This window comes from Flavobacterium sp. TN-1 (assembly GCF_052828645.1).
The window spans coordinates 295776-319429 of record NZ_CM128253.1 but is presented as its reverse complement, the minus strand read 5'-3'; the positions used below and the strand labels follow the sequence as shown (position 1 = coordinate 319429).

The following is a 23654-nucleotide window of genomic DNA, read 5'->3' as shown; positions in this document are numbered from 1 at the left end:
TTTTTTTATTGTTTGCTATAATATTAGATAGACGAGTTTTTGGATGAAGATGAAAAAGATTAAGCGGGGAAAATATTCGGAAGTTTTTTGTAAATAATAGGTTTGTTACGTTTTTTGCCAGCAATGAATTTCTATTATGTAAAGTTATGTTAAAGTTAAGAAAGGCTTTTGCTAATAAATCTGATTGTATAAAAAAACACAGATATATTTGTTGTGTGATTTTTTTGAAGAAATAAGATAAAAACTTTCATTCTGTCAAATAAGAGTATTTGTAGTTGAAATATTTTCTTTGATAGAATGAAAGTTTATTTTTTTAAAATAAAGATATTTTTTAATGTGCTTCTAGCCAATCTTTACCTAATCCTATTTCTACTTCTAGTGGTACGATTAGTTTAAAAGCGTTTTCCATTTCCTCTTTTATCAAAGGTTGTATCTTTTCTAGTTCCGAGTTATGTACATCAAAGACTAATTCGTCGTGAACTTGGAGTAGCATTTTTGATTGGTATTTTTCTTCTTTTAAGCGTTTATGAATATTAATCATGGCTATTTTAATAATGTCAGCTGCACTTCCTTGTATGGGAGCATTTACAGCATTTCGTTCTGCTGCGCCTCGAACGACAGCATTGGCTGAGTTAATATCTTTTAAATAACGACGACGTCCTGATATGGTTTCTACAAATCCATTTTCTCGAGCAAAATCAATTTGAGTGGTAATGTATGATTTTAGTTTAGGGTAGGTTTTATAGTAAGCTTCAATGAGTTCTGCACTTTCTTTTCTTGATAATGAAGTTTGGTTGCTCAAACCAAATGCCGAAACACCGTAAATAATTCCAAAGTTAACCGTTTTTGCATTGCTACGTTGTTCCTTTGTTACTTCGTTCAGAGGAACGTTGAAAACCTTTGCGGCAGTACTTTTGTGTATATCTTCGTTGTTTTGAAATGCAGAAATCATAGTGTCTTCTCCAGAGAGAGCAGCTATAATACGTAATTCGATTTGTGAATAATCGGCAGACAGAAGGGTGTGATTTTCATCGCGAGCAATAAATGCTTTGCGTATTTGACGACCCCTTTCAGTTCTAATAGGAATGTTTTGTAAGTTGGGATTGTTAGAACTTAATCTTCCTGTAGCTGCTACAGTTTGCATATAGTCAGTATGTACACGAGTGGTTTTATTGTTAACCTGTAATGGTAGAGCATCTACATAAGTGCTTTTTAGTTTTACAAGTTGACGCCATTCTAATATATCCTGTACTATTTTGTGATCGTTTGCGAGATTGCTTAAAATTTCTTCACCTGTAGCGTATTGCCCTGTTTTGGTCTTTTTTTGTTTTGTTCCGCCAATTTGGAGTTTTTCGAATAAGATGTCTCCTAATTGTTTAGGAGATGCTAGATTGAATTTTTCTCCTGCTTGTTCGTATATATTGTTCTCTATGGTTTCAATTTCTTTCTGCATATCTATTGACATGGATTTTAAGAAGTTTTTGTCTAGATTAATTCCTTCTCTTTCCATATCTGCTAAAACTTGCACTAATGGGATTTCTATTTCATCAAATAGCTTTTTTGTGCCTACTCGTTCTAAAATTGGTTGAAAATGTTCCTTTAATTGATATGTAATATCTGCATCTTCTACCGCATATTCTTTGATTTCTTCTAATGCTACTTGACGCATTGATAATTGATTTTTTCCTTTTTTTCCAATTAAAGCTTCGATAGATTTAGGGCTGTATTGTAAATAAGTTTCGGACAATACATCCATGTTGTGACGCATATCTGGATTAATCAAATAATGGGCAATCATAGTGTCAAACAAAGGACCTGTTATTTTGATTTCGTAATTGGCAAGAATTTTTAGGTCGTATTTGATGTTTTGTCCTATTTTGGTAATGGATTCGTTTTCAAAAAAAGGCTTAAACTTGTGAATTAAATTTTTTGTTTCTTCTTGATTTTCAGGGAAAGGAATGTAAAAACCTTTTCCTTTTTCCCAAGAAAAAGAAAGACCGACTAATTCTGCATTGTTAGTGTCTATTCCTGTAGTTTCCGTGTCAAAACAAACAGCTGTTTGTTGTAGTAAGTTTTGTAATAATAGATTAATGGGTAAGTTCCCATTTACTATTTGGTAAAAATGAGATGTGTTATTTAGATTTGCATACTGAAAACCAACTGTAGATTGGCTTTCTTCAGGATCAGAAAAACCAAACAAATCCATTTGGTTTTCAGGTGTTTTTTTTGAACTTTTCTTCGAAGAAGAATCAGAAGTATCTATTTCATCATACTCTCTTCCTCCGCTAAAAAGTTTGTCAAATTGAGCTTTCATTTGACGAAATTCTAGTTCTTGGAATAAAATATCAGTTTTTTCTATATCGGGTTTTGAAAGTTCAAAACTTTGTTCATCAAATTCTACAGGGCAGTCTAGTAGGATGGTAGCTAGTTTTTTAGAAAGAATTCCTTTTTCTTTATTGTTTTCAATGTTTTCTCTCATTTTTCCTTTTAGTTTGTCTGTGTTTGCTAAAAGGTTTTCCATAGAACCATATTCAGCCAATAGTTTTTTGGCTGTTTTTTCGCCTACACCAGGTAATCCAGGTATATTATCTACGGCATCTCCCATCATTCCTAAAAAGTCAATAACTTGTAAAGGATCTTGTACTTCAAACTTTGTTTTGACTTCTTCTACTCCCCAAATTTCTATATCATTTCCAGCTCTTGCTGGACGATACATGAAAATATTTTCAGAAACCAACTGACCAAAGTCTTTATCGGGTGTAACCATGAAAACTTGATAACCTTGTTTTTCAGCCTTTTTAGCTAATGTACCTATTAAATCGTCTGCTTCATATCCAGAAACTTCTATGATAGGAATGTGCATAGCACTTAAGATTTCTTGTATATAAGGAACAGCAATCTTAATAGCTTCAGGAGTTTCGTCACGGTTAGCTTTGTATTCGGTAAACATTTCTAAACGATAATTACTGCCTCCTTTGTCAAATGCTACTGCTAAATGGTCTGGTTTTTCGCGCTTAATGACATCCATTAAGGAATTCATAAAACCAATAATAGCAGAAGTATCTAAGCCTTTAGAGTTAATTCGAGGGTTTTTAATAAAAGCATAATAACCTCTAAAGATAAGTGCATAAGCGTCGAGCAGAAATAAACGTTTTTGTGTTGACATGATTATTGTTTTGTAAGCATTCAAAAATACAAAACTTGTTAGATAAAGAACTTGTTAAAAAATAAGATTTCAATAATCTTAATTATTTAGTTAAGATAGGTGTGAAAAAAACAATGTTAAGTTTTGTGTATTGATGGTTAATTGTTTTATTATATTGAAAAAAAAGGTTAATTTTATAGGTAAATTGTAATGTTTAATACCAATTTATATAACAATGAAAAAAAACAAAGCCCCCAAAAAAACATTGTTTGCTTACCTATTGACTTTTTTGCTAACAACGGCTAGTTTGTTAGCTCAGGTAGGTATAGGTACAGTAACGCCTGATGCAAGCTCTATTTTAGATATAGTATCTAATGATAAAGGAATGTTAACACCTAGGATGACAACAGCCCAAAAGTTAGCAATTACTAGTCCCGCAAATGGATTGATGGTGTATGATACAGATTTGAAATCATTTTATTTTTATGATACCACTTCTGTTAGTTGGATTAGAATGAATATAAATTCAGATGGTCGTTTAAAATATAAATTAATAAAATCAACAGATGTATTAGCTACCGTATTAGCGGATGAGCTTACCGCTGGAGGAGGATCTAAATATCTTTTAGATTCAGGAACTTTATATGAGATAAATGGCACAATTAATCTAAATTTTCCTATTGAAATAAATAATGCTTATATAAGCGGACAAGATTCAAGTGAAGATAAATTGGTAAGAATTTCTGGAGATCTTTTTACAGGAGCTACAGGAGGGAGTATTAGAATCTTGACGTTATCAGCTCCTTCAGGAAATGTTTTTAATATAGACGGAGGAGGAACGGCTAGTCTTATTTTTAGAGATTGTATAGTGGCAGGTTCCTCATCTGTAGGTTTATTGAAAAATTTTGCTTTAGTTTTTCTTAGTATCGTACAATATTATGCAAATGCAAATGGCGTAATTTATGAAAATGTAGGAAGATTATTATTGAGCAATACAGGTTGGTTTAGTAATAATACGGGAATATATGAAAAATTAGTTGGAACATTTTCATTAGCGGCTAAACAAGGAGGTTTTAGTGAAGTTAATGGAGCAAGCATAGGATTTGATGTTTCCTCAAACCCTATTATTACAGGCGATGCTATATTAGAATCTACCGGTTTTACAGGTACTCTTACAACAGGAAAGTATGTAAATCCTTACACAGTAGGAGGATACACGGGGTATAATTTTAATAATAATTGGAATGTTCGTTGTCCTGGTATTCCAACCGAAACAGACGCATCAGCCGTAGGAGACTTTGCAGTTGATTACCCAGTAGGGAGTGGTGCTTCTACCTCATTTAATACTTCTAATCCAAGTAATATAGTAAAAGTTCAAGGAGTCTCAACTTCTACTAATTTATTTCGATTTTCTACGGATGGAGGAGTAAGTAATAGATTAAAATATTTAGGTAAAAAGAAAAGAATATTTCAAGTTACGGGCTCAATTTCTTTTCAAGTACCAGCGGCGGGAACATATATAATTTACATTGCGAAAAACGGTACCGTTATATCACAATACAAAATATATGGTAGAGGTTTGACAACTAATGATATTGTGGTTTTGCCTTTAAATGCCTCTGTAGAGTTGTCTAGTAATGATTATGTAGAGGTTTATGCACAGCGTTATACGGGAGGAACAACAGATGCAATAATAACACCTAATATGACTCTAATTATTAAATAAAAGATGTTTTGTAGTTAAAATTATTTTTTCATAGACTATATTATTTTAAAAGAAAGAAATTTGTTTATCAAATAAAAGGCTTTTGATTTTATCCTCTGGATGTTTAAGGTGTATTCAGAAGTAAATAGATGAAAATAATCTTACTTCTGAATATACAGTTAGTGCCTTGTGTTTTTCTTTCGTAAATCTTCATGTATAATACCATTTAAACTTAAAATATGCTGGATTAAAAAATAAAATTCTCGATATGTTTTTTTTGTTTTAAAACAACTCTAACAAACGGTTGAGTATATAATTGAAATCATCGTTAGTTCGAGCGTGAAGCGCATCGAGAACTAACACTAATTTTTATTGCTTTTGTAGGTAGTGCCTAAATCAGCATTACGCATTAGAAATTTAGTACAGATAAATATTACATTGAATCTAAAAAATAACTATTTTTTAGATTCAATGTAATATAACTACAATTTTGGTAAAAAATTCAGTCTATTTTTGCTTTTTATTTTTATCATAAAATCTAACGCATAATCTGAGTTTAAGTTTGAAATACAAAAGTTCTGTTAAAAGGTGATATGAACTTGCGCACGATTTTGTTACTTTGCTTGAAAATGATTTAAGATGTTGTTCCGATTTATAGTAATTGCTGTTTTATTATTACTGATAGAAATTTATTCACTGCAAGCTTTTAAAACCTTAGTTCGTTCAAAATGGATATTTTGGATAGGAGTAGGAATAAGCATGTTAATTTATATATTTATATTTTACACTATTTTTAATTTTGATCGTAAAGTAGGACAAACTAAGCAAAGTTTGCTTGCTCTTGGGTTATTGCTTGCCATTTATTTACCAAAAATTGTTTTAACCCTTTTTATGTTTGGAGAAGACGTTTTTCGTTTTTTATCAGGGGTGACCAACTATTTTATTGAGTATGATAATCGAAGTACTTTTTTACCAGAAAGAAGAAAGTTTATTAGTCAAGTAGCCTTTGGTTTAGCCGCAATTCCTTTTTTGTCATTGATTTATGGAGTAACAAAAGGGAAATATAATTTTAAAGTTTTTAAAAAAGACTTGTTTTTTGATGATTTACCAGATGCTTTTGATGGATTTAGAATTACTCATATTTCGGATATTCATTCAGGGAGTTTTGATGATTCTGAAAAGATACAATACGCAATTGATTTAATTAATAAGCAAGATTCTGATATTTTACTGTTTACAGGAGATATAGTAAACGCAAAGGCAGAAGAAATGGATCCTTGGATTTCAGTTTTTAAAAGTATTAAAGAACATCGTTTTGGTAAATTTTCTGTTCTAGGAAATCATGATTACGGAGCTTATATAGAATGGGAATCAGAAGAAGCAAAAGTTCAAAACTTTAAAGACATAAAAAAAATACATGAACAGATAAATTTTAGATTATTATTAAACGAATATGTTAAGATTCGCAAGGATGGTGAAGAATTTTCTCTAGTTGGAGTTGAAAACTGGGGAAAACATTTTGGTATGATAGGAGATATAGATAAAGCCTCAGAAGGACTAACGAATCAAGAATTTAAAATTTTAATGAGTCACGATCCTAGTCATTGGGAAGAAATAGTAAAACATCATGATAAAAAATTTCATTTAACACTAAGCGGGCATACTCATGGAATGCAATTTGGGATAGAAATACCAGGGTATTTTAAATGGAGTTTAGCACAATACATGTATAAGCAATGGGCGGGATGTTATGAGCATTTAGGACGCTATATTTATGTAAATAGAGGATTTGGATTTCATGCTTATCCAGGAAGAGTTGGTATTATGCCTGAAATAACGGTTATTCAGTTAAAAAAAACTCAAAAATTAGCATAAATCGCTAAAAACAGTATATTTGTAATGCAAATTGTATTTAAAAAGTACGTATATGTCAAAATTTGGAGAGTTAATAGGTACCCATGTTCCTGTTTTAATTGATTTTTATACTGATTGGAATGAAGCTTCTCAGTTAATGCACCCTGTTATAAAAGATGTAGCGGCGGCACTAGGAGATAAAGCTAAAGTAATAAAGATTGATGTGGATAAAAATCAAGAATTAGCAGAAGCTCTTCGTATCAAAGGATTGCCTACTTTAATGATCTATAAAGAGGGACAGATGAAATGGCGTCAGTCTGGAGAATTAGACGCTAATACTATCATTAATCTTGTAAAAGAGCAGTTTTAAATTTTTATAATATCAAAAGTAAACCCTTTTTCTTTATAAAAAGCTAAGGCTTTTGGGAGAGAATTTTTTAAGAGATGATAAGCTTTTTGACTATCATGAAAAACAATAATGCTGCCTGATTCTACTTTTTGGGTGGCATTTTTTATACACTGCTCAGGGCTTATAGAACTATCAAAATCAGCACTTAATACATCCCACATGATGATCTTATAACCTCTTTTTCTTAAAATTTTAGACTGATTAAATGTTATTTTGCCATAGGGAGGTCTAAAAAAAATAGATTTCTGATTTTTAATTTCTGATTTTTTAAGACCATGATCTAGAATCTTAATATTTTCCTGAATTATCTTCTCACAAGCTATTACATTATTTATATATTCTGTTGTAGATTTTTCCCAACCATTTACATGATTATAGGTGTGGTTTCCTATAGAATGTCCTTCTATTAGAATCCTTTTGAAAATTTCAGGATGCTTTACGATATTTTTTCCAACACAAAAAAAGGTAGCTTTTATCTGGTTTTCTTTTAATATGTCTAAAACCCATTCTGTAATTTCAGGAATAGGACCATCATCAAAAGTTAAGTAAATTGTTTTGGATGTATTAGGAATAGACCAAACATGATTATAAAATAACCATTTGATGAACTTATTTGTTTTGATCCAATAAAACATACTTGAATTTTTTAGTAGGATATATGTTAATGAGTAATTTTTGTTTGTTTAAAAAACGGTTTTATTTATTATTCACAATATAAGAATAAGAGAGTTAAAGAAAAACTTATTTATTGAGAATTAGATATGCAAAAAAATATACTAGTAGGTATCTAAATATTTTAGAAATTAAAGAGGCTGTTCTAAAATTTTTTTAGGACAGCCTCTTTGCTTTTTTTGATGAAATTTAGGTAGTTTTGAAAACCTAAGATCTTATTCTATTTCTACTTCAAAAAAAGGGAAACGCTTGTTTAAATTGTTGAAAGCATCTTTTTCTTGATCGTGAAATTCTTTGTCTTTATACGTTTTTGCTATTTCTAATAAACCTTTGTAGCGCATTAAATCAGTGTAAATGTCACTAGCAAAAAATTGACGTTGATCACTTTGAGGTAATTCGCTATAATAGCATAGCTCATCTTGATATTTTGAAGTTATTTTCTTTATTATCTCACGTGCCTTTTCTTTTTTACCTAATTTGTAATAACCTTCTGCAAAAGGATCTATAAGACTGTAAAAACCATAATATTCTATAGGTGTTTTAGATAAAACAAGGTCAATTATTTTTTCTGCTTTAGCTGTTTTGCCTTCGTTTATTAGGTTAGTCATAAGACGTGCCATGTGGGTACGGTAAGATATGCAGTTTTTACGTGTTTGAGGATCATGATAGATAGATGAACTATCACCATTGCCCCATTGTAATTTGGTAAAAATGGAGTACATTTTATCGGTGTCTATTTGTCCCATATCAAAGTTATATGCCTCTTTTGGAAGAGGTGTTTTGATTGGAACTAGTTTGTAAATCATACCATCTAATTGAAGGTATTCTTTCATCCAGATATAATCATCATCGCCAAATGCTCCTGTAGAAAAATAAATAGGACGTTTCCAGTTGTTTTTTCTGACAATATCCAACATCATTAAACGATTTTTATATAAAGCACTTCCCTTGATGTCTATGTCTATATAAGGTACAATAGAATCATTTTGTTTTGGATTGATGATTTTATTGGAAATGACTGATTTTTTATCAACAGGGATTCTGATTTTGTTAGTTGGATAGAACTGAACTTTTTGACCATTTCGTAATTCAATTAATGTTCTAGGGTCATCACTATGCGCAAATTCCATAAACTCATCTATGCTAATTCTTTCTTTTGTTCTTTCCTCATAGATTAGATAATCACGTTTGCCATCTACATAATCTTTGTGTTCAAAAGACAGAGGAATAGGGTCTGATTCATACGCTTTTTTACGCATTGAATCAATGTACCAATCGGTCATTAATAAACTGGTGTTTACGATGCGTACATCTGTTCTATAACCTTCTATTTCTTGTATATACCATAAAGGAAATGTGTCATTATCGCCAATAGTAAATAAGATAGCATTTTTGTCGCAAGAATCTAAGTACGCTTTAGCATCTGTAACAGCAGTATATTTACCTGAACGATCATGATCATCCCAGTTTTCAGATGCCATCAAAACAGGTGCGGCTAATAAAGAAGCTAATAGCGTGAGAGGTAATGCTATTTTAGGTTGAAGGTATTTTTGAACTGATTCGTAAAGAGCGTAAACTCCTAAAGCAATCCAAAGGGCAAATACATAAAAAGAACCAACTAAAGCATAATCGCGTTCGCGTACTTCAAAAGGTCGTTCGTTTAAGTATATTTTAAGTGCTAAACCTGTAAATAAGAAAAGAGAAAGTAAAACATAAAAGGATTTTAGGTCTTTTTTTGAGTGAAAAAAGAATCCCATTAATCCTAAAATAAACGGAATAAAATAATATACATTTCGTCCTTTGTTATTTTTCCAATCTGCTGGAAGGTTTTCTTGTTTGGTAAGACGTGCGCTATCTAGGAATGATATGCCGCTTAGCCAGTTACCGTCTTTAAGGTCATAGTTGCCTTGTTCGTCGTTTTGACGACCTACAAAGTTCCACATTAAATATCTCCAATACATATACCCAAACTGATATTCAACCATGAATCGAAGGTTGTCTAAAGTGCTTGGTTTTTCTATATTCAGGTATTCTCCATAGGATTTTAAGAATTTATCATAATCTTCTAAATCTAATTTTCCAGCTTTAAAAGCATTTCTGAATTCAGATACGATTTGTAATAACTCTTGCTCTTGATTGTATTCTTCTTTGACAGAAAATTCAAGAGGCGATGTGAATTTCATGTAATTCACATTGTGTTCGCTACTCCACATACGTGGTAAAAGAGCCTTATGATTGTCATCCGTATTTTGAATGGCGTTTTTATAGTTGTTTACAATATTATATTTACCCGTTTTGTAATCGCGTTCATAGTTTGGTTTTTCATCTAAATAAGGATTGTCCTCATCTAATCCTGCGTAGGTTTCTGAAAATTGAGGGCCATAGAATAATTTTTGTTCTCCATACTGTTCACGATTATAATATGCTAAAAGTTCACGTGCATCAGATGGTTTATTTTCATTGATAGGAGTGTCTGCATTGGCTCTTATAGGTAACATTAACCAGGTTGAAAATCCTATGAAAATAAACAGAATACTTAATAAAATAGTGTTTAAGAACACTTTTCCTTTTTGTTGAGTGTATTTTAAACCAAAATAGAAAAAAGCAACAAGAAGTATAGTGGCTAGTATGGTTCCTGAGTTGAAAGGCAATCCTATATCGTTTACAATGAAAACTTCAGTGCTTCCAAAAAAAGCCATGGTCCAAGGTAAAAGGAGTTTGAATATGAATAATAGGACTGAAATAACAATAATATTGGCAGCAATAAAGCCTTTTAGTGTTACTTTTTCATAATGTTTAAAATAATATAAAAATCCAATAGAAGGAATTGTTAATAACGCCATAAAATGCACTCCAAATGATAATCCTACAACTAACGCTATTAAGAGAAGCCAGCGATTTCCTTTGGGGGCATTCATGTCGGCTTCCCAGCGAAGTCCGAGCCAAAATAAAATAGCAATTAAAAAAGTAGCCATTGCATATACTTCTGCTTCTACTGCATTAAACCAAAAGCTATCTGAAAAAGTAAAGGCTAATGACCCTACAAAAGCACTGCCTAAAATAGCTATACTGTTGTATCTATTTAATTCTTTTTCTGATCCAATTAGCTTTCTTAATAAAATTGTAGAAGACCAGAATAAAAATAAAATGGTAAAAGCACTGGATACGACTGACATCATGTTTACCATCAAAGCAATATTTTCTTTGTTAATTGCAAACATAGAAAAGAAAGCTCCGATCATTTGATACAAAGGTGCGCCAGGAGGATGACCTACTTCTAATTTAGCAGATGTGGAAATATATTCGCCACAGTCCCAAAAACTCATAGTAGGTTCTACGGTTAGTGAATAAACAACCAGAGCAATAAAAAAAGTAACCCAACCTAGTAGGGTATTCCATTTTTTGAAATTGAATGACATATTAATAGTTAAGTGTTTTGAATTCTAACACAAAGAAACTGTTTTTTGTTTAAAGAAAAGGTTAAATTTTTTTTTTATTTTTTCATTAAAACTTTTGGAGAACTAAAAAAGGTTTGTATATTTGCACTCGCAAAACAAAAGTCTTGCAGGTTTAATGGTCTATGGTGTAACGGTAACACTACTGATTTTGGTTCAGTCATTCAAGGTTCGAATCCTTGTAGACCAACAAGAAAGCTCTGAGAAATCAGGGCTTTTTTTGTTAAATAACCTCGAATCGACGGGGTAATTCAAAATGAGGATTGAGGATAAAGCTTAATCATGGGCAAAATCTGAGGGTTATGTAAAAAAAAATAGATAATCTGAATGAGAAGAAATCTGTTTTTCTTGTTCTTTTAGGTTGACTTCTAAAAACTTTTGTTTAAGTAGTTTTTGGTGTTGAAATAGCTTGGTAATCGTTTTGTAGTGTTTCGTGATTTTCTTCTTTAGTTGAGATTGTGTGAAGAGTAAACAATCTGAATGATGAAAAAAAATATGGCTTTCTGGAAATCTTTGAGTATGCGTGTTAATGGTGTTCTTTTTTTAGATTAAGTTTTTTTGAGTATGTGTATTTGCTTTAATGTGGTATTTCTGGGTTTTTAAATGCTTGATTGTTAGTTGATTATTTTTTGTTGGTGTTTTTTTGTTTGAAAATTTGGAAATAATAAAAAAAAACTTCTATATTTGCACTCGCAAAACGGAAGTATTGCGGTTCTGATGGTCTATGGTGTAACGGTAACACTACTGATTTTGGTTCAGTCATTCAAGGTTCGAATCCTTGTAGACCAACAAAAAAAGCTCTGAGAAATCAGGGCTTTTTTGTTTTATATAGTTTTGGGTGAGTTGGGTTTTTAAGATCTTATGGTCTTAGAGAGTTTTTTAAAATACTTTTTTATGGGTTTTTGGTTCTGTCTTCGGGCTTTGGGTTAGGAAGGCTTGTGTTGGCTGTTTTTAGGGTTTAAAAATGCTTTAGCGAGCTTGTTGTTTAGTTTAATGTTTTTAGGGTTAATATAGGTAAAATTTCTAAGGAAAAAGTTTTAGTCTTGAGGATGGATAGTCTTTGAGGTGTTCTTTTGTTTTTAGGGGTGAAGTTTTTTTTAGGTGTGTATGGCGACTTTTGTGATTAGTAAACGTTTGGATGGTTATTATAAATTTGAATTTGTGTCTAGGAAAGGTAAGACGATTATGACTAGTGATAGTTATGAGTTGCGTTTTGAGTGTGAAGAGGATATAGAAAAGTTGAAGTTGGCTTTGGAAGGAGCTACTATAATGCGTTTTAAAACGTCAAGTGGGAAGTTTTATTTTCGTTTGATTGTTGAGAAAAGAGAGATTGCTACAAGTCGTAAATATACTACTCAATTGTTGATGCAGCGTGGAATAGATGAGATGATGCGTTCTGCCGTTGTTGCTGAGGTATTGGATTTTGCGGCTAATGAATTTGTGTTTCCTGAATTGGAGTTTGTGTAGTGTTTTCTTGTTTTGATTGTGAGGATTTTGCTTTTTGGTAAAAATAAGTTTTTTTTTAAAAAAGATTTAGTAGTGTTTATAAAAGTCAAAAGCCCCGTTTTTCGGGGCTTTTTGAAAAATATTAGATTTTATCTAATTATTTTTTTACTTCTTCTTTAACAGCAGCAGCAGTGTCAACAGCAGCAGCAGCAGCAGTATCAACAGCAGCAGCAGCAGTATCAACAGCTTCTACAGCAGCAGTATCAACAGCTTCTACAGCAGTTTCTTCAGTAGCAGCAGCTTGATCTTTACAAGAAACACTCATCATAGCAACTAAAGCCATAGTTAAAACAACTTTTTTCATCTTACTTAATTATAAAAGGTTAATTATTAATTCGTGTCGCAAAGATATAAATTTTTTATTATGTAAAACTTTTTTCTAAACTTTTTTTTCAAAAAAAAAATCTTTGCCAATGAGATGTTTTTTTATATAATATTTCCCCATTTTTAAAGGGCTTTTTACTATAAAAAAAAGCCCTTATAATGAATATTTTTTATTTATTTTTAGAGCTTCCTCCTGATTGTATGATTTTGATTTCTTGGATTAGGTTTTGTGCTCCTGCAAACTTATCAATTATAAATAAAATATAGCGAGCGTCTACCATAATGTTTCTACAGATTTCAGGGCTATAGAAGATGTCACTCATGGTGCCTTCCCAAACACGATCAAAATTACATCCAATTAAGTTACCATTAGCATCTAATGCAGGGGAGCCTGAATTGCCTCCTGTAGTATGATTGGTAGCAATAAATGCGACAGGCATTTTACCGTTTTTATCAGCATATTGACCAAAATCTTTCGAGTTGTATAAGTCAATTAATTTTTTTGGTACATCAAATTCATAATCTCCAGGAATATATTTTTCTACAACACCGTCTAACGTGGTGAAAGGGGAATAGATTACCGCATCAGATGGTTTGTAGCCTTTTACTTTTCCGTAGGTAACCCGAAGGGTGCTGTTAGCATCTGGAAATATGCGGGCAGATTTTGGGCTTAATTCTAATATGGCTTTCATATAAGTACGTTGTAATGCAATATTTTTTAGATTGATTTCATTATACTTAGGAGCTACATTTTTATCATAGGCTTCTATGATTGACTTTGCTAAGATATATCCTTTGTCTTGATTTATTTTTTCAATAATAGATTTAGTATCGCCGCTTAATAGTTCTTTTAAACCGGAAAAAGAGGTTAGTTTTGAATTTTGAAAAACATCAGTAGTTAATTGAGAAGCATTGATATTGTTTAAAGAATTGGGTAAAAATTGTTTAGGAGATTTTGTAGCGTAAAGATGAATTAACTGTTCGAAGACTTTTTCATCTACAGATACATTGAAGTTTTTGTAAGTACCCTCAAAATTAGTGATTAAATTGTTTTTTCTTTCAGTAAAAACTTGTTCGCCTTTTGTGTTTAAAATTTGCTCTAATTGATATAAACGATAACCAAAATTTAATATTTCACAATTACGCATTATTACTTCGGAAAAGTAGTCACGAGCAATGGCGTATTCGCGGATATTTTTATAATTTGTTTTAAATTCATTTAAAAGATTACCATATTCTCTTTGTTTACCTGCTTTGTTAATTTTTTCAGTTAACTCGGTCTCAAATTTTTGTTTAGCTTCAATTGCATTTGCTTTTTTTAATCCTTTTATTTCTCCCATCCATTTTTTCCAAGCGTTAGCAATAGAGGCGTTTTTTGCTGCATATTGTATTTTAATTGCGGGATCTTTACGCATGAAGGTGTTTTGGGTTTTTAGGGTAACATCACGAAGCTCGATACGTGCTGGGTTTAAATCATTTATGATTTGTTCTACAGCATAGCTGGGTAAATATTCTTGTGTACGACCAGGGTATCCCATAACCATGGTAAAATCATTTTCTTGTACTCCTTTTATAGATATAGGGAAGAAATGTTTTGGTTTGTAAGGAACATTGTCTTTTGAATATTCAGTAGGATGATTATTTTTATCTGCATAAATGCGGAATAGTGAAAAATCTCCTGTATGACGAGGCCATACCCAGTTGTCTGTATCTGAACCAAATTTTCCGATAGAACTTGGTGGTGCTCCTACTAGGCGTACATCACGAAATGTTTCGGTTACAAACAAAAGATATTGATTGCCGTCATAAAAAGTTTTGATTTGATTTTCTTGCCAAGATTCTTTAGGTAGCGTTTTTGATAAAATGGTAATGTTTTCCTGAATTTTCTTTTGTTTTTCTAATTCAGATGAAATAGAAGTAGTACCTTCTAAAACTTTAGAGGTTACATCTTCAATGCGAATGATAAAGGTTACAAATAAATTTTTATTCGGAAGTTCTTCTTCCATTTTATAAGCCCAAAAACCATTAGTTAAATAATCATGTTCAACTGTTGAGTGACTTTGAATGTTGTCATATCCACAGTGATGATTAGTTAAGATTAATCCTTTTGAAGAAATTACTTCGGCAGTACAGCCTCCATCAAAGTGAGGAACGGCATCTTTAATGCTGGATTTGTTTACTGAATAAATATCGTCTGCGGATATTTTAATTCCAAGATTTTTCATTTCGGTTTCGTTCATTCCTTTTAGCAAAGAAGGAATCCACATTCCGCCTTGTTGAGCAAAAAAGGGAGAAACCACTAAAATAAGAAGTAGTCGTAAAAATTTCATAATATGTATTTATAACACGTGCAAGTTACAATTTTTAGAGAATTATAAGGTTTTTTTTAGTTTTGATTAAGAAAAACCATTTATCATTTTATTTTACCGCTCATCATTTTTTGATAATCATTGAAAATTATTGCATTATTTTTAGGTTTTTAAATAACTAAATGAAATCTAAGATTCATAAATATCAAAATCAATCAAAAAACGAATAGAAATCATCAATCAAAAAGCGAATGAAATCATTATTAATTTTAAATAGATCTATATGAAAAAATAAATTTGAGAAAATCTTTAAAATTTTCTGTTTTCCTGTTTTTTGGAGAATTTTTTTAGGGAATTGAAACGTTAAAGGATGTGAAAACAGAATATTCTTTGATAGTGATAAAAAAATGTCATAAATAATAAGTCTGTAAAGTATGAATAGATTTTTTTAAAACATAAAATATTCTATTATAATAGTTTTAATGTTTTTGGGATAATAGTTTGAAATTTATAGGGAAATACTTTATAATCACTAGGTTTTTAATTCAGTAAGTTTTGTACTATAGCAGACTTATACATTATAAAAAAATATATATTAATGAAATCATCTTTAGTTTAAGTAAGGTTATACTAAAGATTAAAAATAAGAATATGATACAGTTTATATTACATTTGATAACTAAATTAGTAGATTTAATTATTGCAGTTTTATTTTAAATGAGATTAATAACAAATTGGAGATATCACATTTTAAACTTTATCGGGTGGCAAATTTATTTGTTATCTATTTTAACTTTTGAAAAATTATCCTACGGACTTTCTCAAGTTGAGAAATGGAATACGTTAGAATGGAGCAAAATGTATTACTTTATTACAGAAGGGTTTTTATGTGGATTACTAGGTTTTTTGCTATCTAATATTATTCTTGCTTATGTAGATTATAAAGTTCAAATTGGTAAGATTTCAAAAAGATCTCTTTGGGGAATTGTCCTTGTTTTTGCTTTATCTCAAATATTATATCATCTTTTATTATGGCCTGTTTTAAGTGTGCCATTAAAGTATTTTTTAGATAGAGAAAATCCCTTAACTTTTCTTATGAAATTGGCAAATATACCTGTATTTGCAGTATCCTTTTTAGTGTGGTTTTTTATTGTGATGGCGTATAAAATTTTTAAATATTTAAAAGAAATTAAAATTAAACAATTAGAACTAGAAACTAACTTAAGAGAAATAACTTTAAATACGCTTAAAGGTCAGATAAATCCACATTTTATGTTTAATAGCTTAAATAATATACGTGGATTAATTCTTGAAAATCCTTCAAAATCTAGAGAAATGCTAACTAGGTTATCTGAAATGTTGCGTTATTCTTTAACCAAAAGCGATACGAATAAAATTATATTAGAAGAAGAACTAGAAATGGTTAGTAATTATATAGCTCTTTCTAAAATACAATTAGAAGATAGGTTAGAATATATTACAGAAATAAATTCTGATACATTGTATTTTTCTATTCCACCTATGATAGTACAAATGTTAGTTGAGAATGCAGTAAAACACGGTGTGTCAAATATAAAAGAAGGAGGTGTTGTAAAATTGATTTCAAAAATTAAAAAAAACGAACTACATTTAATTGTTGAGAATACAGGATTTTTAAAAAAGAGGAGCGCTTCTACTCAGATAGGATTGAAAAATATAAGGGAAAGACTTTTTCTTCTGTACGCTAACAGAGCCACTTTTGAAATTATAGAAGAAAATAAAATGGTAAAAGCTAAAGTTGTAATTCCTTTTAATATATAAAATGATAAAAATTAAAGCTGTTATAGTTGAAGATTCTCGATTGGCTCGAAATGAATTAAAAGAGTTGATTAAAAATTTTCCTGAGATAGAAGTTCTAGGAGAAGCGGAAAACGTAGATAAAGCCTATGAATTAATTAATTCTTTGAATCCTGATTTACTTTTTTTAGATATAAATATGCCAGAAAAAGATGGTTTTGAATTGTTAGAAATGTTAGATGATGTTCCAATAACTGTTTTTACAACAGCGTTTGACGAATATGCTTTAAAATCATTTGAATATAATGCTTTAGATTATTTAATGAAGCCCGTAAGTCCTAATCGGTTTTTAAAAGCAATTGATAAGGTTAAACAAAAGTTAGAAAACAAAGCTGTAAAAAATAGACAAAAAGTAGAAGCATCTAATCAAATTTTTATCAAAGATGGCGAAAAATGTTGGCTCTTAAAAGTTGCAGATATTTATCTTTTTGAAGTAGAGGGGAACTATACTAAAGTTTTTTTTAATGATCAAAAAGCAGTATTAAATAAGTCACTAAATCAGATTGAGAAAAAACTTCCAGAAGATTTTTTTAGAGCTAATCGTAATCAAATAATTAATATAAACTATATAAAAAATATTGATCTATGGTTTAGCGGTAATTTATTGGTAGATCTAAAGGATGATCAAAAAATAGAAATATCAAGAAGGCAATCTAGCTTGTTTAAAGAAAAAATGAGCCTATAAGATTTTGTTCAATAAGGTTTTTATTTAGTAGGATCTTACTATTTTGTTTTGTATTTCATTATTTTTCTTTTATGAATGACAAAATCATTAGAAATGTATAGTTTTTGAGCATTATTATTATGTTCTTCAACTTCTAAATAAATCATTTTTATATTAAAAACGAATGCTTGTTCTTTAATAAAATCCAAAGCTTTTTTTCCAATACCTTTTCCTCTTGAAGATTCAATAAGGTATAATTCATCTATAAAAGCCAAAGTACCTTGATATTCAAAACTAAAAATAAAAGTAAGAATAATATATCCTACTATTTTATTTTCATGGTATATAAACCAGCATCGTCCTAAGTTGCTATTAGAAATAAACTCATGAAACAAAGCAGAAGAAGTTTTTGGATTAATAGGATAATTATCAATTGCGTAAAAATCCTGCATCATCTGAACCGCTAAGTCAATTTGATCTTGTTCTATAAGTTTGAAATGTATCATTTAAAAATCGTATTTATAATGGTTTGAGTTGCTCCAGTATTCATTTGAACAAAAGTTTGACAGATATGTCCTTTTTCGTGCCTTTCATCTTCATTTTGAATTAATAAATTAAAAGCTTGAATTAGCTCTGTTTGATCCGAAATGGAAATACATCCTTTTTGATATACTAAAGCAGTAGCTTCTGTAAAATGCGAGTAGTTAGGACCAATTATTACAGGAACGCCAAAAGTAGCTGGTTCTAAAATGTTATGTACGCCAGGATTGCCAAAACCACCTCCTACGTAAGCTATGTCAGCATAAGAATATATTTTAGTCAAAATACCAATAGTGTCTATAATAAATACATTAAATTGAGCTAGATCTTTATTGTTTATTTCAGAATACAATATCACGGACTTATTAATTTGAGACTTAGTTTTTAATATTTGCTCACCTTTAATATTATGGGGTGCGATAATAAATTTTACATCGTCCGAGGATTGATTAATATATGGGATTAACAATTCTTCATCCTTTGGCCAAGAACTACCTATGACAATAGTCGTTTTGTTATCTTTGAATTGTTTTATAAAATCTAACGTATTATTTCTTCCTAAAATAGTGACTACCCGATCAAAACGAGTATCTCCAGAAACAATAGTGTTTTGAAATCCTATAGTTTGTAGTAATTCTTTAGAAGAATCATTCTGAACAAAAAAATAATTAAAGTTTTTTAAAGCATTTCTGTAAAATCCTCCGTACCATTTAAAAAATAACTGTTTTTTTCTAAAAATACCAGAAATTAAGTAAGTGTCAATTTTTCTTTTTCCTAATTCATTTAAATAATTAGGCCAATACTCATATTTAATAAAAAATACCTTTTCAGGATGTACTAATTCTAAAAAAAGATTAGCATTGGCTTTAGTGTCTAAAGGTAAATAGATTGTAATATCTGCAATTGTATTGTTTTTCTTAACCTCATATCCCGAAGGAGAAAAGAATGTTAATACTATTTTATACGAAGGAAAATTTTCTTTAACCTTTTCTATGACAGGTAAACCTTGTTCGTATTCTCCTAAAGATGCCGCGTGAAACCAGATTGTTTTATCTGTTGGATTAATTTTTGAAGCTAAAGTGTTAAATACATCTTTCCGACCTTTAACAAATAACTTAATTTTAGGGTTAACTAAAGCTATGATATTTAGGAAAAATTGTACAAAATGTATAACTGTGTTGTATAGAAAAAGCATAATTAAAATTTGATGATGCTAAAATACATTAGTTTTCTAAAATTTAGTAGAAAAGCTATTAAATTAGTAGATTTGTAACCTAAATTTTACTCGATGAGAAAGATACAAATGGTTGACTTAAAAAGCCAATATGATAAAATAAAAGAGGAAGTTAATACTTCTATTCAAGAAGTTTTAGATACGACAACTTATATCAACGGACCTTTAGTTCATCAATTTCAAGCTGATTTAGAAAAATATTTAGGTGTTAAGCATGTAATTCCGTGTGCAAATGGTACAGACGCTTTGCAAATTGCCATGATGGGATTAGGATTAAAACCAGGAGATGAGGTAATTACGGCTGATTTTACTTTTGCCGCTACTGTGGAAGTAATTGCATTATTACAATTAACACCTGTATTAGTAGATGTAGATATAGATACAATGAATATTTCTATTGAGGCAATTAAAAAGGCAATCACACCTAAAACAAAAGCCATCGTTCCAGTACATTTATTTGGTCGAGCAACAAATATGGAGGCTATAATGGAAATAGCCCGAGAGAATAACTTATATGTTATAGAAGATAATGCACAAGCTATTGGAGCTAATTATACTTTTAAAGATGGTTCAAAATCAAAAGTAGGAGCAATTGGTCATGTGGCAGCTACCTCATTTTTTCCATCTAAAAACTTGGGTTGTTATGGTGATGGTGGGGCTATTTTTACAAATGACGATCAATTAGCTCATAATTTGAGAGGAATTGTAAATCACGGAATGTATGTTCGTTACCATCATGATGTAGTAGGGGTAAACTCTCGTTTAGATAGTATTCAAGCGGGTATATTAAAAACAAAATTACCGCATTTAGATGCGTATAATAAAGCACGTAGAGAAGCGGCTTATAAATATAATCTAGCTCTTGGATCAAACCCAAATATAGTGATACCTCAATTTAATAGTAATACTGATGATCACGTATTTCATCAATATGTATTTAGGGTTATTAATGGTAAACGTGATGCTTTATTAGAACATTTACAATCAAAAGAAATACCATGTGCTATCTACTATCCAATTCCTTTACATAGTCAGAAAGCCTATTCGGACATACGTTATAATGAAGCTGATTTTATGGTGACTAATCAGTTAGTTAAGGAAGTAATTGCATTACCAATGCATACTGAATTAGATGATGAACAAATAAAATTTATTACAGATGTAGTTCTAGACTTTATAGGATAGATATTTCTTCGTTAACAATAATCAATAATCAATAATCAATAAACAATAATCAATAAACAAATTAATTAATTCTTATGAGAATATTAGTAACTGGAGGCTTGGGGTTTATAGGGTCTCATACTGTAGTAGAATTGCAAAACAAAGGTTTTGAGGTAATTATAATAGATAATTTGTCAAATTCGTCAATAGAAGTTTTACAACGAATTGAAAATATTACAAGTAAGAAACCTATTTTTGAAAAAATTGATTTACGTGATAAAAAATCAGTTCAAGATTTTTTTCAAAAATATCAAGATGTAAATGGAGTTATTCACTTTGCTGCTAGTAAAGCAGTTGGGGAAAGCGTAGAAAATCCATTGTTATACTATGAAAATAACATAAATACTTTAGTGTATCTTTTACAAGAATTACAACAAAAAACAGAAGCACATTTTATTTTTAGTTCTTCATGTACAGTTTATGGACAAGCAGAAGAAATGCCTATAACAGAAGATGCTCCTGTACAGTCAGCTATATCTCCTTATGGTAATACAAAACAAATAGGAGAAGAAATAATTGCAGATGTAACTAAAGTAACTAATATAAATGCTGTTTTACTACGTTATTTCAATCCAATTGGAGCACACCCTTCTACAGAAATAGGAGAATTACCATTAGGAGTTCCCCAAAATCTAATACCTTTTATTACACAAACAGCTATAGGGTTACGAAAAGAATTATCGGTTTTTGGAAATGATTATCCTACAGAAGATGGAACGGCTATTCGTGATTATATTCATGTAGTAGATTTAGCTAAAGCCCACGTTGTTGCCCTAGAACGACTTTTAGCTAAAAAGAATGTAGAAAAAGTAGAGGTGTTTAATGTAGGAACAGGAACAGGAAGCTCCGTGTTAGAAGTTATTTCTACTTTTGAGAAAGTATCAGGTCAAAAATTACCTTATAAAATTGTAGGAAGACGAGAAGGTGACATAACAGAAGCTTACGCCCATACAGCAAAAGCTAATGAGGTTTTGGGCTGGAAATCTCAATCTACCCTAGAAGAAGCATTAACAAGCGCTTGGGAATGGGAACAAAAAATTAGAAGATAATTAAAAAAAGGTTGTCCTAAAAGTAATAATTTAGATTCTTTTGGGCAACCTCTTTTTTGTAAGTATTTATAATAGAGATCTTCCAGTCATTACCTCGGGTTTAGAAATGCCCATTAATTCTAAAATAGTAGGGGCAATATCAGCTAAAACACCATCGTTTATATTTTTTAATTCTGGATCTATTAAAATAATAGGAACGGGATTTGTTGTATGAGCAGTATTGGGACTTCCGTCAGGATTTATCATAGTATCACAGTTGCCATGGTCAGCAATGAGTATTGTTGTGTAACTATTTTCTAAAGCAGTTGTTATAACCTCTTTAACACATTGATCCACTGCTTCACATGCTTTGATAGCTGCTTGCATATTTCCCGTGTGACCTACCATATCACCATTTGCAAAGTTAAGACACACAAAATCTACTGTTTCTTTTTTTAATTCTGGAATTAATGCGTTTTTTAGGTCAAATGCACTCATTTCAGGCTGTAAATCATAAGTGGCTACTTTAGGAGATGAACATAAAATTCGATTTTCACCTTCAAAAGGCTCCTCTCGCCCTCCAGAAAAGAAGAAAGTAACATGTGGATATTTTTCAGTTTCGGCTATTCTAATTTGTTTTTTATCAGTTTTAGATATTACTTCACCTAAGGTTTCTGTAATATTGTCCTTGTCATAAATAACGTATACATTTTTATAGGTTTCATCATAGTTGGTCATTGTCACATAATACAAGTCTAGATGATTCATCTTTTGTTCCTGAAGATCTTTTTGAGAAAGAACCTCTGTTAGTTCACGACCTCTATCTGTTCTAAAATTAAAGAAAATAACTACGTCGCCATTTTGTATTGTTGTTAAAGGTTCTTGATGAGCATCAACTAATACAATTGGTTCAATAAATTCATCTGTTATGTTATTAAAATAACTCTCTCTAATAGCGGTTACAGGGTCAGTAGCTTTTTTCCCTATGCCTTCTACCATAACGGAATACGCTTTTTTTACCCGTTCCCAACGCTTGTCACGATCCATAGCAAAATAACGTCCTGTTATAGTGGCAATTTTAGCTGCTGAACGTGTACAATACTGCGCTAAATCATCTATATGTTTTTCACCAGATTTAGGATCTACATCGCGACCGTCCGTAAAAGCATGAACGAAAACTTTTTTTAAACCATAATCATTTGCAGCATCCAATAGTCCTTTTAAATGATCTGTATGTGAGTGAACCCCTCCATCTGATACTAATCCTAAAAAATGTACAGGTTTATTGTTTTTTTTAGCGTACTCGTAGGCATTTAGCAGGACTTTTTCGTTATTAAGAGTCTTGTTTTGAACAGCTAGATTAATTTTAGCTAAATCCTGATATACTATCCTTCCAGCACCTAAGTTCATGTGACCTACTTCACTATTTCCCATTTGTCCATCAGGTAGGCCTACATTAAGTCCATCAGTTCGTAATGTAGCATTTGGAAATTGTGTATAAAGGGTATCTATAAAAGGAGTATTGGCTTGGTCAATAGCAGATACTTTAGGATCAGGTGATTTTCCCCAACCATCAAGAATCATTAGAATTACTTTTTTATTCATTTTTAGAAGTGTTATGTGAAACCTCAAAATTAGGAATTTGAAATCAAATATGATCTTTTAATTCGAACAGATTATAAAGCGGGGTTATCAAACGTTATTTTTTGTGAATTAGAGATCAAATTATGGATACAAATAAATAACTAT

Annotated in this window: 16 protein-coding genes and 2 tRNA genes; 10 read left to right on the top strand and 8 right to left on the bottom strand. The window is 30.7% G+C overall.

The features are described 5' to 3' along the window. Nucleotides 1-331: 331 nt before the first annotated feature. Nucleotides 332-3166 (bottom strand): DNA polymerase I, encoded by a 2835-nt coding sequence (polA, locus tag ACUXZJ_RS01270; RefSeq protein WP_060381641.1) that lies wholly within the window; start codon nucleotides 3164-3166, stop codon nucleotides 332-334. Between the two features lie 214 nt (nucleotides 3167-3380). On the opposite strand from polA, the gene ACUXZJ_RS01265 reads away from it, so the two are divergent. From ACUXZJ_RS01265 to ACUXZJ_RS01255, 3 genes are all read left to right on the top strand, one after another. Continuing rightward, the gene (locus ACUXZJ_RS01265; protein ID WP_060381642.1) at nucleotides 3381-4871 is read left to right on the top strand and encodes a hypothetical protein; all 1491 of its coding nucleotides are present in this window, start codon (nucleotides 3381-3383) and stop codon (nucleotides 4869-4871) included. Nucleotides 4872-5489: 618 nt separating this feature from the next. Beyond that, entirely contained in the window at nucleotides 5490-6725 is a 1236-nt protein-coding gene (locus ACUXZJ_RS01260) for a metallophosphoesterase (RefSeq protein ID WP_063743249.1), read from the top strand. Nucleotides 6726-6777: 52 nt separating this feature from the next. After that, on the top strand, nucleotides 6778-7074 hold the full coding sequence (locus tag ACUXZJ_RS01255) for a thioredoxin family protein (protein WP_060381644.1): 297 nt from the start codon (nucleotides 6778-6780) through the stop codon (nucleotides 7072-7074). On the opposite strand, the gene ACUXZJ_RS01250 is transcribed toward ACUXZJ_RS01255, so the two are convergent. Together ACUXZJ_RS01250 and ACUXZJ_RS01245 are read right to left on the bottom strand one after the other, a co-directional pair. Further along, nucleotides 7071-7748 (bottom strand): polysaccharide deacetylase family protein, encoded by a 678-nt coding sequence (locus ACUXZJ_RS01250; protein ID WP_063743248.1) that lies wholly within the window; start codon nucleotides 7746-7748, stop codon nucleotides 7071-7073. The genes ACUXZJ_RS01255 and ACUXZJ_RS01250 overlap by 4 nt on opposite strands. Before the next feature lie 252 nt (nucleotides 7749-8000). Then, complete coding sequence (locus ACUXZJ_RS01245) at nucleotides 8001-11204, bottom strand: glycosyltransferase family 117 protein (protein WP_446195593.1); 3204 nt, start codon at nucleotides 11202-11204, stop codon at nucleotides 8001-8003. 155 nt (nucleotides 11205-11359) lie between these two features. Between ACUXZJ_RS01245 and ACUXZJ_RS01240 the strand changes: the two genes are divergently transcribed. The 3 genes from ACUXZJ_RS01240 (at nucleotide 11360) to ACUXZJ_RS01230 (ending at nucleotide 12707) form a co-directional block, all read left to right on the top strand. Further along, nucleotides 11360-11430 (top strand) — tRNA-Gln (locus tag ACUXZJ_RS01240). 528 nt (nucleotides 11431-11958) lie between these two features. Next, nucleotides 11959-12029 (top strand) — tRNA-Gln (locus ACUXZJ_RS01235). A gap of 318 nt (nucleotides 12030-12347) precedes the next feature. Further along, nucleotides 12348-12707: a YegP family protein gene (locus ACUXZJ_RS01230; protein ID WP_060381647.1), complete on the top strand. Its 360-nt coding sequence runs from the start codon at nucleotides 12348-12350 to the stop codon at nucleotides 12705-12707. A gap of 136 nt (nucleotides 12708-12843) precedes the next feature. Here ACUXZJ_RS01230 and ACUXZJ_RS01225 read toward each other — a convergent pair whose 3' ends face one another. Both ACUXZJ_RS01225 and ACUXZJ_RS01220 read right to left on the bottom strand, forming a co-directional pair. Continuing rightward, nucleotides 12844-13050: a hypothetical protein gene (locus ACUXZJ_RS01225; RefSeq protein ID WP_060381648.1), complete on the bottom strand. Its 207-nt coding sequence runs from the start codon at nucleotides 13048-13050 to the stop codon at nucleotides 12844-12846. A 190-nt stretch (nucleotides 13051-13240) separates the two neighbouring features. Next, nucleotides 13241-15400, bottom strand: a complete 2160-nt coding sequence (locus ACUXZJ_RS01220) for a S46 family peptidase (protein ID WP_060381649.1) — start codon at nucleotides 15398-15400, stop codon at nucleotides 13241-13243. Nucleotides 15401-16096: 696 nt separating this feature from the next. Here ACUXZJ_RS01220 and ACUXZJ_RS01215 point away from each other — a divergent pair. Beyond that, the gene (locus tag ACUXZJ_RS01215; protein ID WP_060381650.1) at nucleotides 16097-17179 is read left to right on the top strand and encodes a sensor histidine kinase; all 1083 of its coding nucleotides are present in this window, start codon (nucleotides 16097-16099) and stop codon (nucleotides 17177-17179) included. 1 nt (nucleotide 17180) lies between these two features. Then, nucleotides 17181-17900 carry a LytR/AlgR family response regulator transcription factor gene (locus tag ACUXZJ_RS01210; protein ID WP_063743246.1) on the top strand — a complete coding sequence of 240 codons (720 nt, stop codon included), beginning with the start codon at nucleotides 17181-17183 and terminating at the stop codon, nucleotides 17898-17900. A 38-nt stretch (nucleotides 17901-17938) separates the two neighbouring features. Here the strand turns inward: ACUXZJ_RS01210 and ACUXZJ_RS01205 are convergent, their stop codons facing one another. Next, a complete protein-coding gene (locus tag ACUXZJ_RS01205; protein WP_060381652.1) occupies nucleotides 17939-18385 on the bottom strand; it encodes a GNAT family N-acetyltransferase in 447 nt (148 codons plus the stop codon). After that, a complete protein-coding gene (locus ACUXZJ_RS01200; RefSeq protein ID WP_060381653.1) occupies nucleotides 18382-19614 on the bottom strand; it encodes a 3-deoxy-D-manno-octulosonic acid transferase in 1233 nt (410 codons plus the stop codon). The genes ACUXZJ_RS01205 and ACUXZJ_RS01200 overlap by 4 nt, the downstream gene beginning before the upstream one ends. 93 nt (nucleotides 19615-19707) lie before the next feature. Between ACUXZJ_RS01200 and ACUXZJ_RS01195 the strand changes: the two genes are divergently transcribed. After that, nucleotides 19708-20838 carry a DegT/DnrJ/EryC1/StrS family aminotransferase gene (locus tag ACUXZJ_RS01195; protein WP_063743245.1) on the top strand — a complete coding sequence of 377 codons (1131 nt, stop codon included), beginning with the start codon at nucleotides 19708-19710 and terminating at the stop codon, nucleotides 20836-20838. 74 nt (nucleotides 20839-20912) lie between these two features. Continuing rightward, a complete protein-coding gene (galE, locus tag ACUXZJ_RS01190) occupies nucleotides 20913-21926 on the top strand; it encodes a UDP-glucose 4-epimerase GalE (RefSeq protein ID WP_060381655.1) in 1014 nt (337 codons plus the stop codon). 66 nt (nucleotides 21927-21992) lie between these two features. Here the strand turns inward: galE and gpmI are convergent, their stop codons facing one another. Beyond that, the gene (gpmI, locus tag ACUXZJ_RS01185) at nucleotides 21993-23510 is read right to left on the bottom strand and encodes a 2,3-bisphosphoglycerate-independent phosphoglycerate mutase (RefSeq protein ID WP_063743244.1); all 1518 of its coding nucleotides are present in this window, start codon (nucleotides 23508-23510) and stop codon (nucleotides 21993-21995) included. Nucleotides 23511-23654 lie beyond the last annotated feature (144 nt).

Excerpts from the sequence above, each read along its gene's own strand:
- polA (WP_060381641.1), bottom strand. The coding sequence starts at position 3,166 with ATGTCAACACAAAAACGTTTATTTCTGCTCGACGCTTATGCACTTATC.
- ACUXZJ_RS01265 (WP_060381642.1), top strand. The coding sequence starts at position 3,381 with ATGAAAAAAAACAAAGCCCCCAAAAAAACATTGTTTGCTTACCTATTG.
- ACUXZJ_RS01260 (WP_063743249.1), top strand. The coding sequence starts at position 5,490 with ATGTTGTTCCGATTTATAGTAATTGCTGTTTTATTATTACTGATAGAA.
- ACUXZJ_RS01255 (WP_060381644.1), top strand. The coding sequence starts at position 6,778 with ATGTCAAAATTTGGAGAGTTAATAGGTACCCATGTTCCTGTTTTAATT.
- ACUXZJ_RS01250 (WP_063743248.1), bottom strand. The coding sequence starts at position 7,748 with ATGTTTTATTGGATCAAAACAAATAAGTTCATCAAATGGTTATTTTAT.
- ACUXZJ_RS01245 (WP_446195593.1), bottom strand. The coding sequence starts at position 11,204 with ATGTCATTCAATTTCAAAAAATGGAATACCCTACTAGGTTGGGTTACT.
- ACUXZJ_RS01230 (WP_060381647.1), top strand. The coding sequence starts at position 12,348 with ATGGCGACTTTTGTGATTAGTAAACGTTTGGATGGTTATTATAAATTT.
- ACUXZJ_RS01225 (WP_060381648.1), bottom strand. The coding sequence starts at position 13,050 with ATGAAAAAAGTTGTTTTAACTATGGCTTTAGTTGCTATGATGAGTGTT.
- ACUXZJ_RS01220 (WP_060381649.1), bottom strand. The coding sequence starts at position 15,400 with ATGAAATTTTTACGACTACTTCTTATTTTAGTGGTTTCTCCCTTTTTT.
- ACUXZJ_RS01215 (WP_060381650.1), top strand. The coding sequence starts at position 16,097 with ATGAGATTAATAACAAATTGGAGATATCACATTTTAAACTTTATCGGG.
- ACUXZJ_RS01210 (WP_063743246.1), top strand. The coding sequence starts at position 17,181 with ATGATAAAAATTAAAGCTGTTATAGTTGAAGATTCTCGATTGGCTCGA.
- ACUXZJ_RS01205 (WP_060381652.1), bottom strand. The coding sequence starts at position 18,385 with ATGATACATTTCAAACTTATAGAACAAGATCAAATTGACTTAGCGGTT.
- ACUXZJ_RS01200 (WP_060381653.1), bottom strand. The coding sequence starts at position 19,614 with ATGCTTTTTCTATACAACACAGTTATACATTTTGTACAATTTTTCCTA.
- ACUXZJ_RS01195 (WP_063743245.1), top strand. The coding sequence starts at position 19,708 with ATGAGAAAGATACAAATGGTTGACTTAAAAAGCCAATATGATAAAATA.
- galE (WP_060381655.1), top strand. The coding sequence starts at position 20,913 with ATGAGAATATTAGTAACTGGAGGCTTGGGGTTTATAGGGTCTCATACT.
- gpmI (WP_063743244.1), bottom strand. The coding sequence starts at position 23,510 with ATGAATAAAAAAGTAATTCTAATGATTCTTGATGGTTGGGGAAAATCA.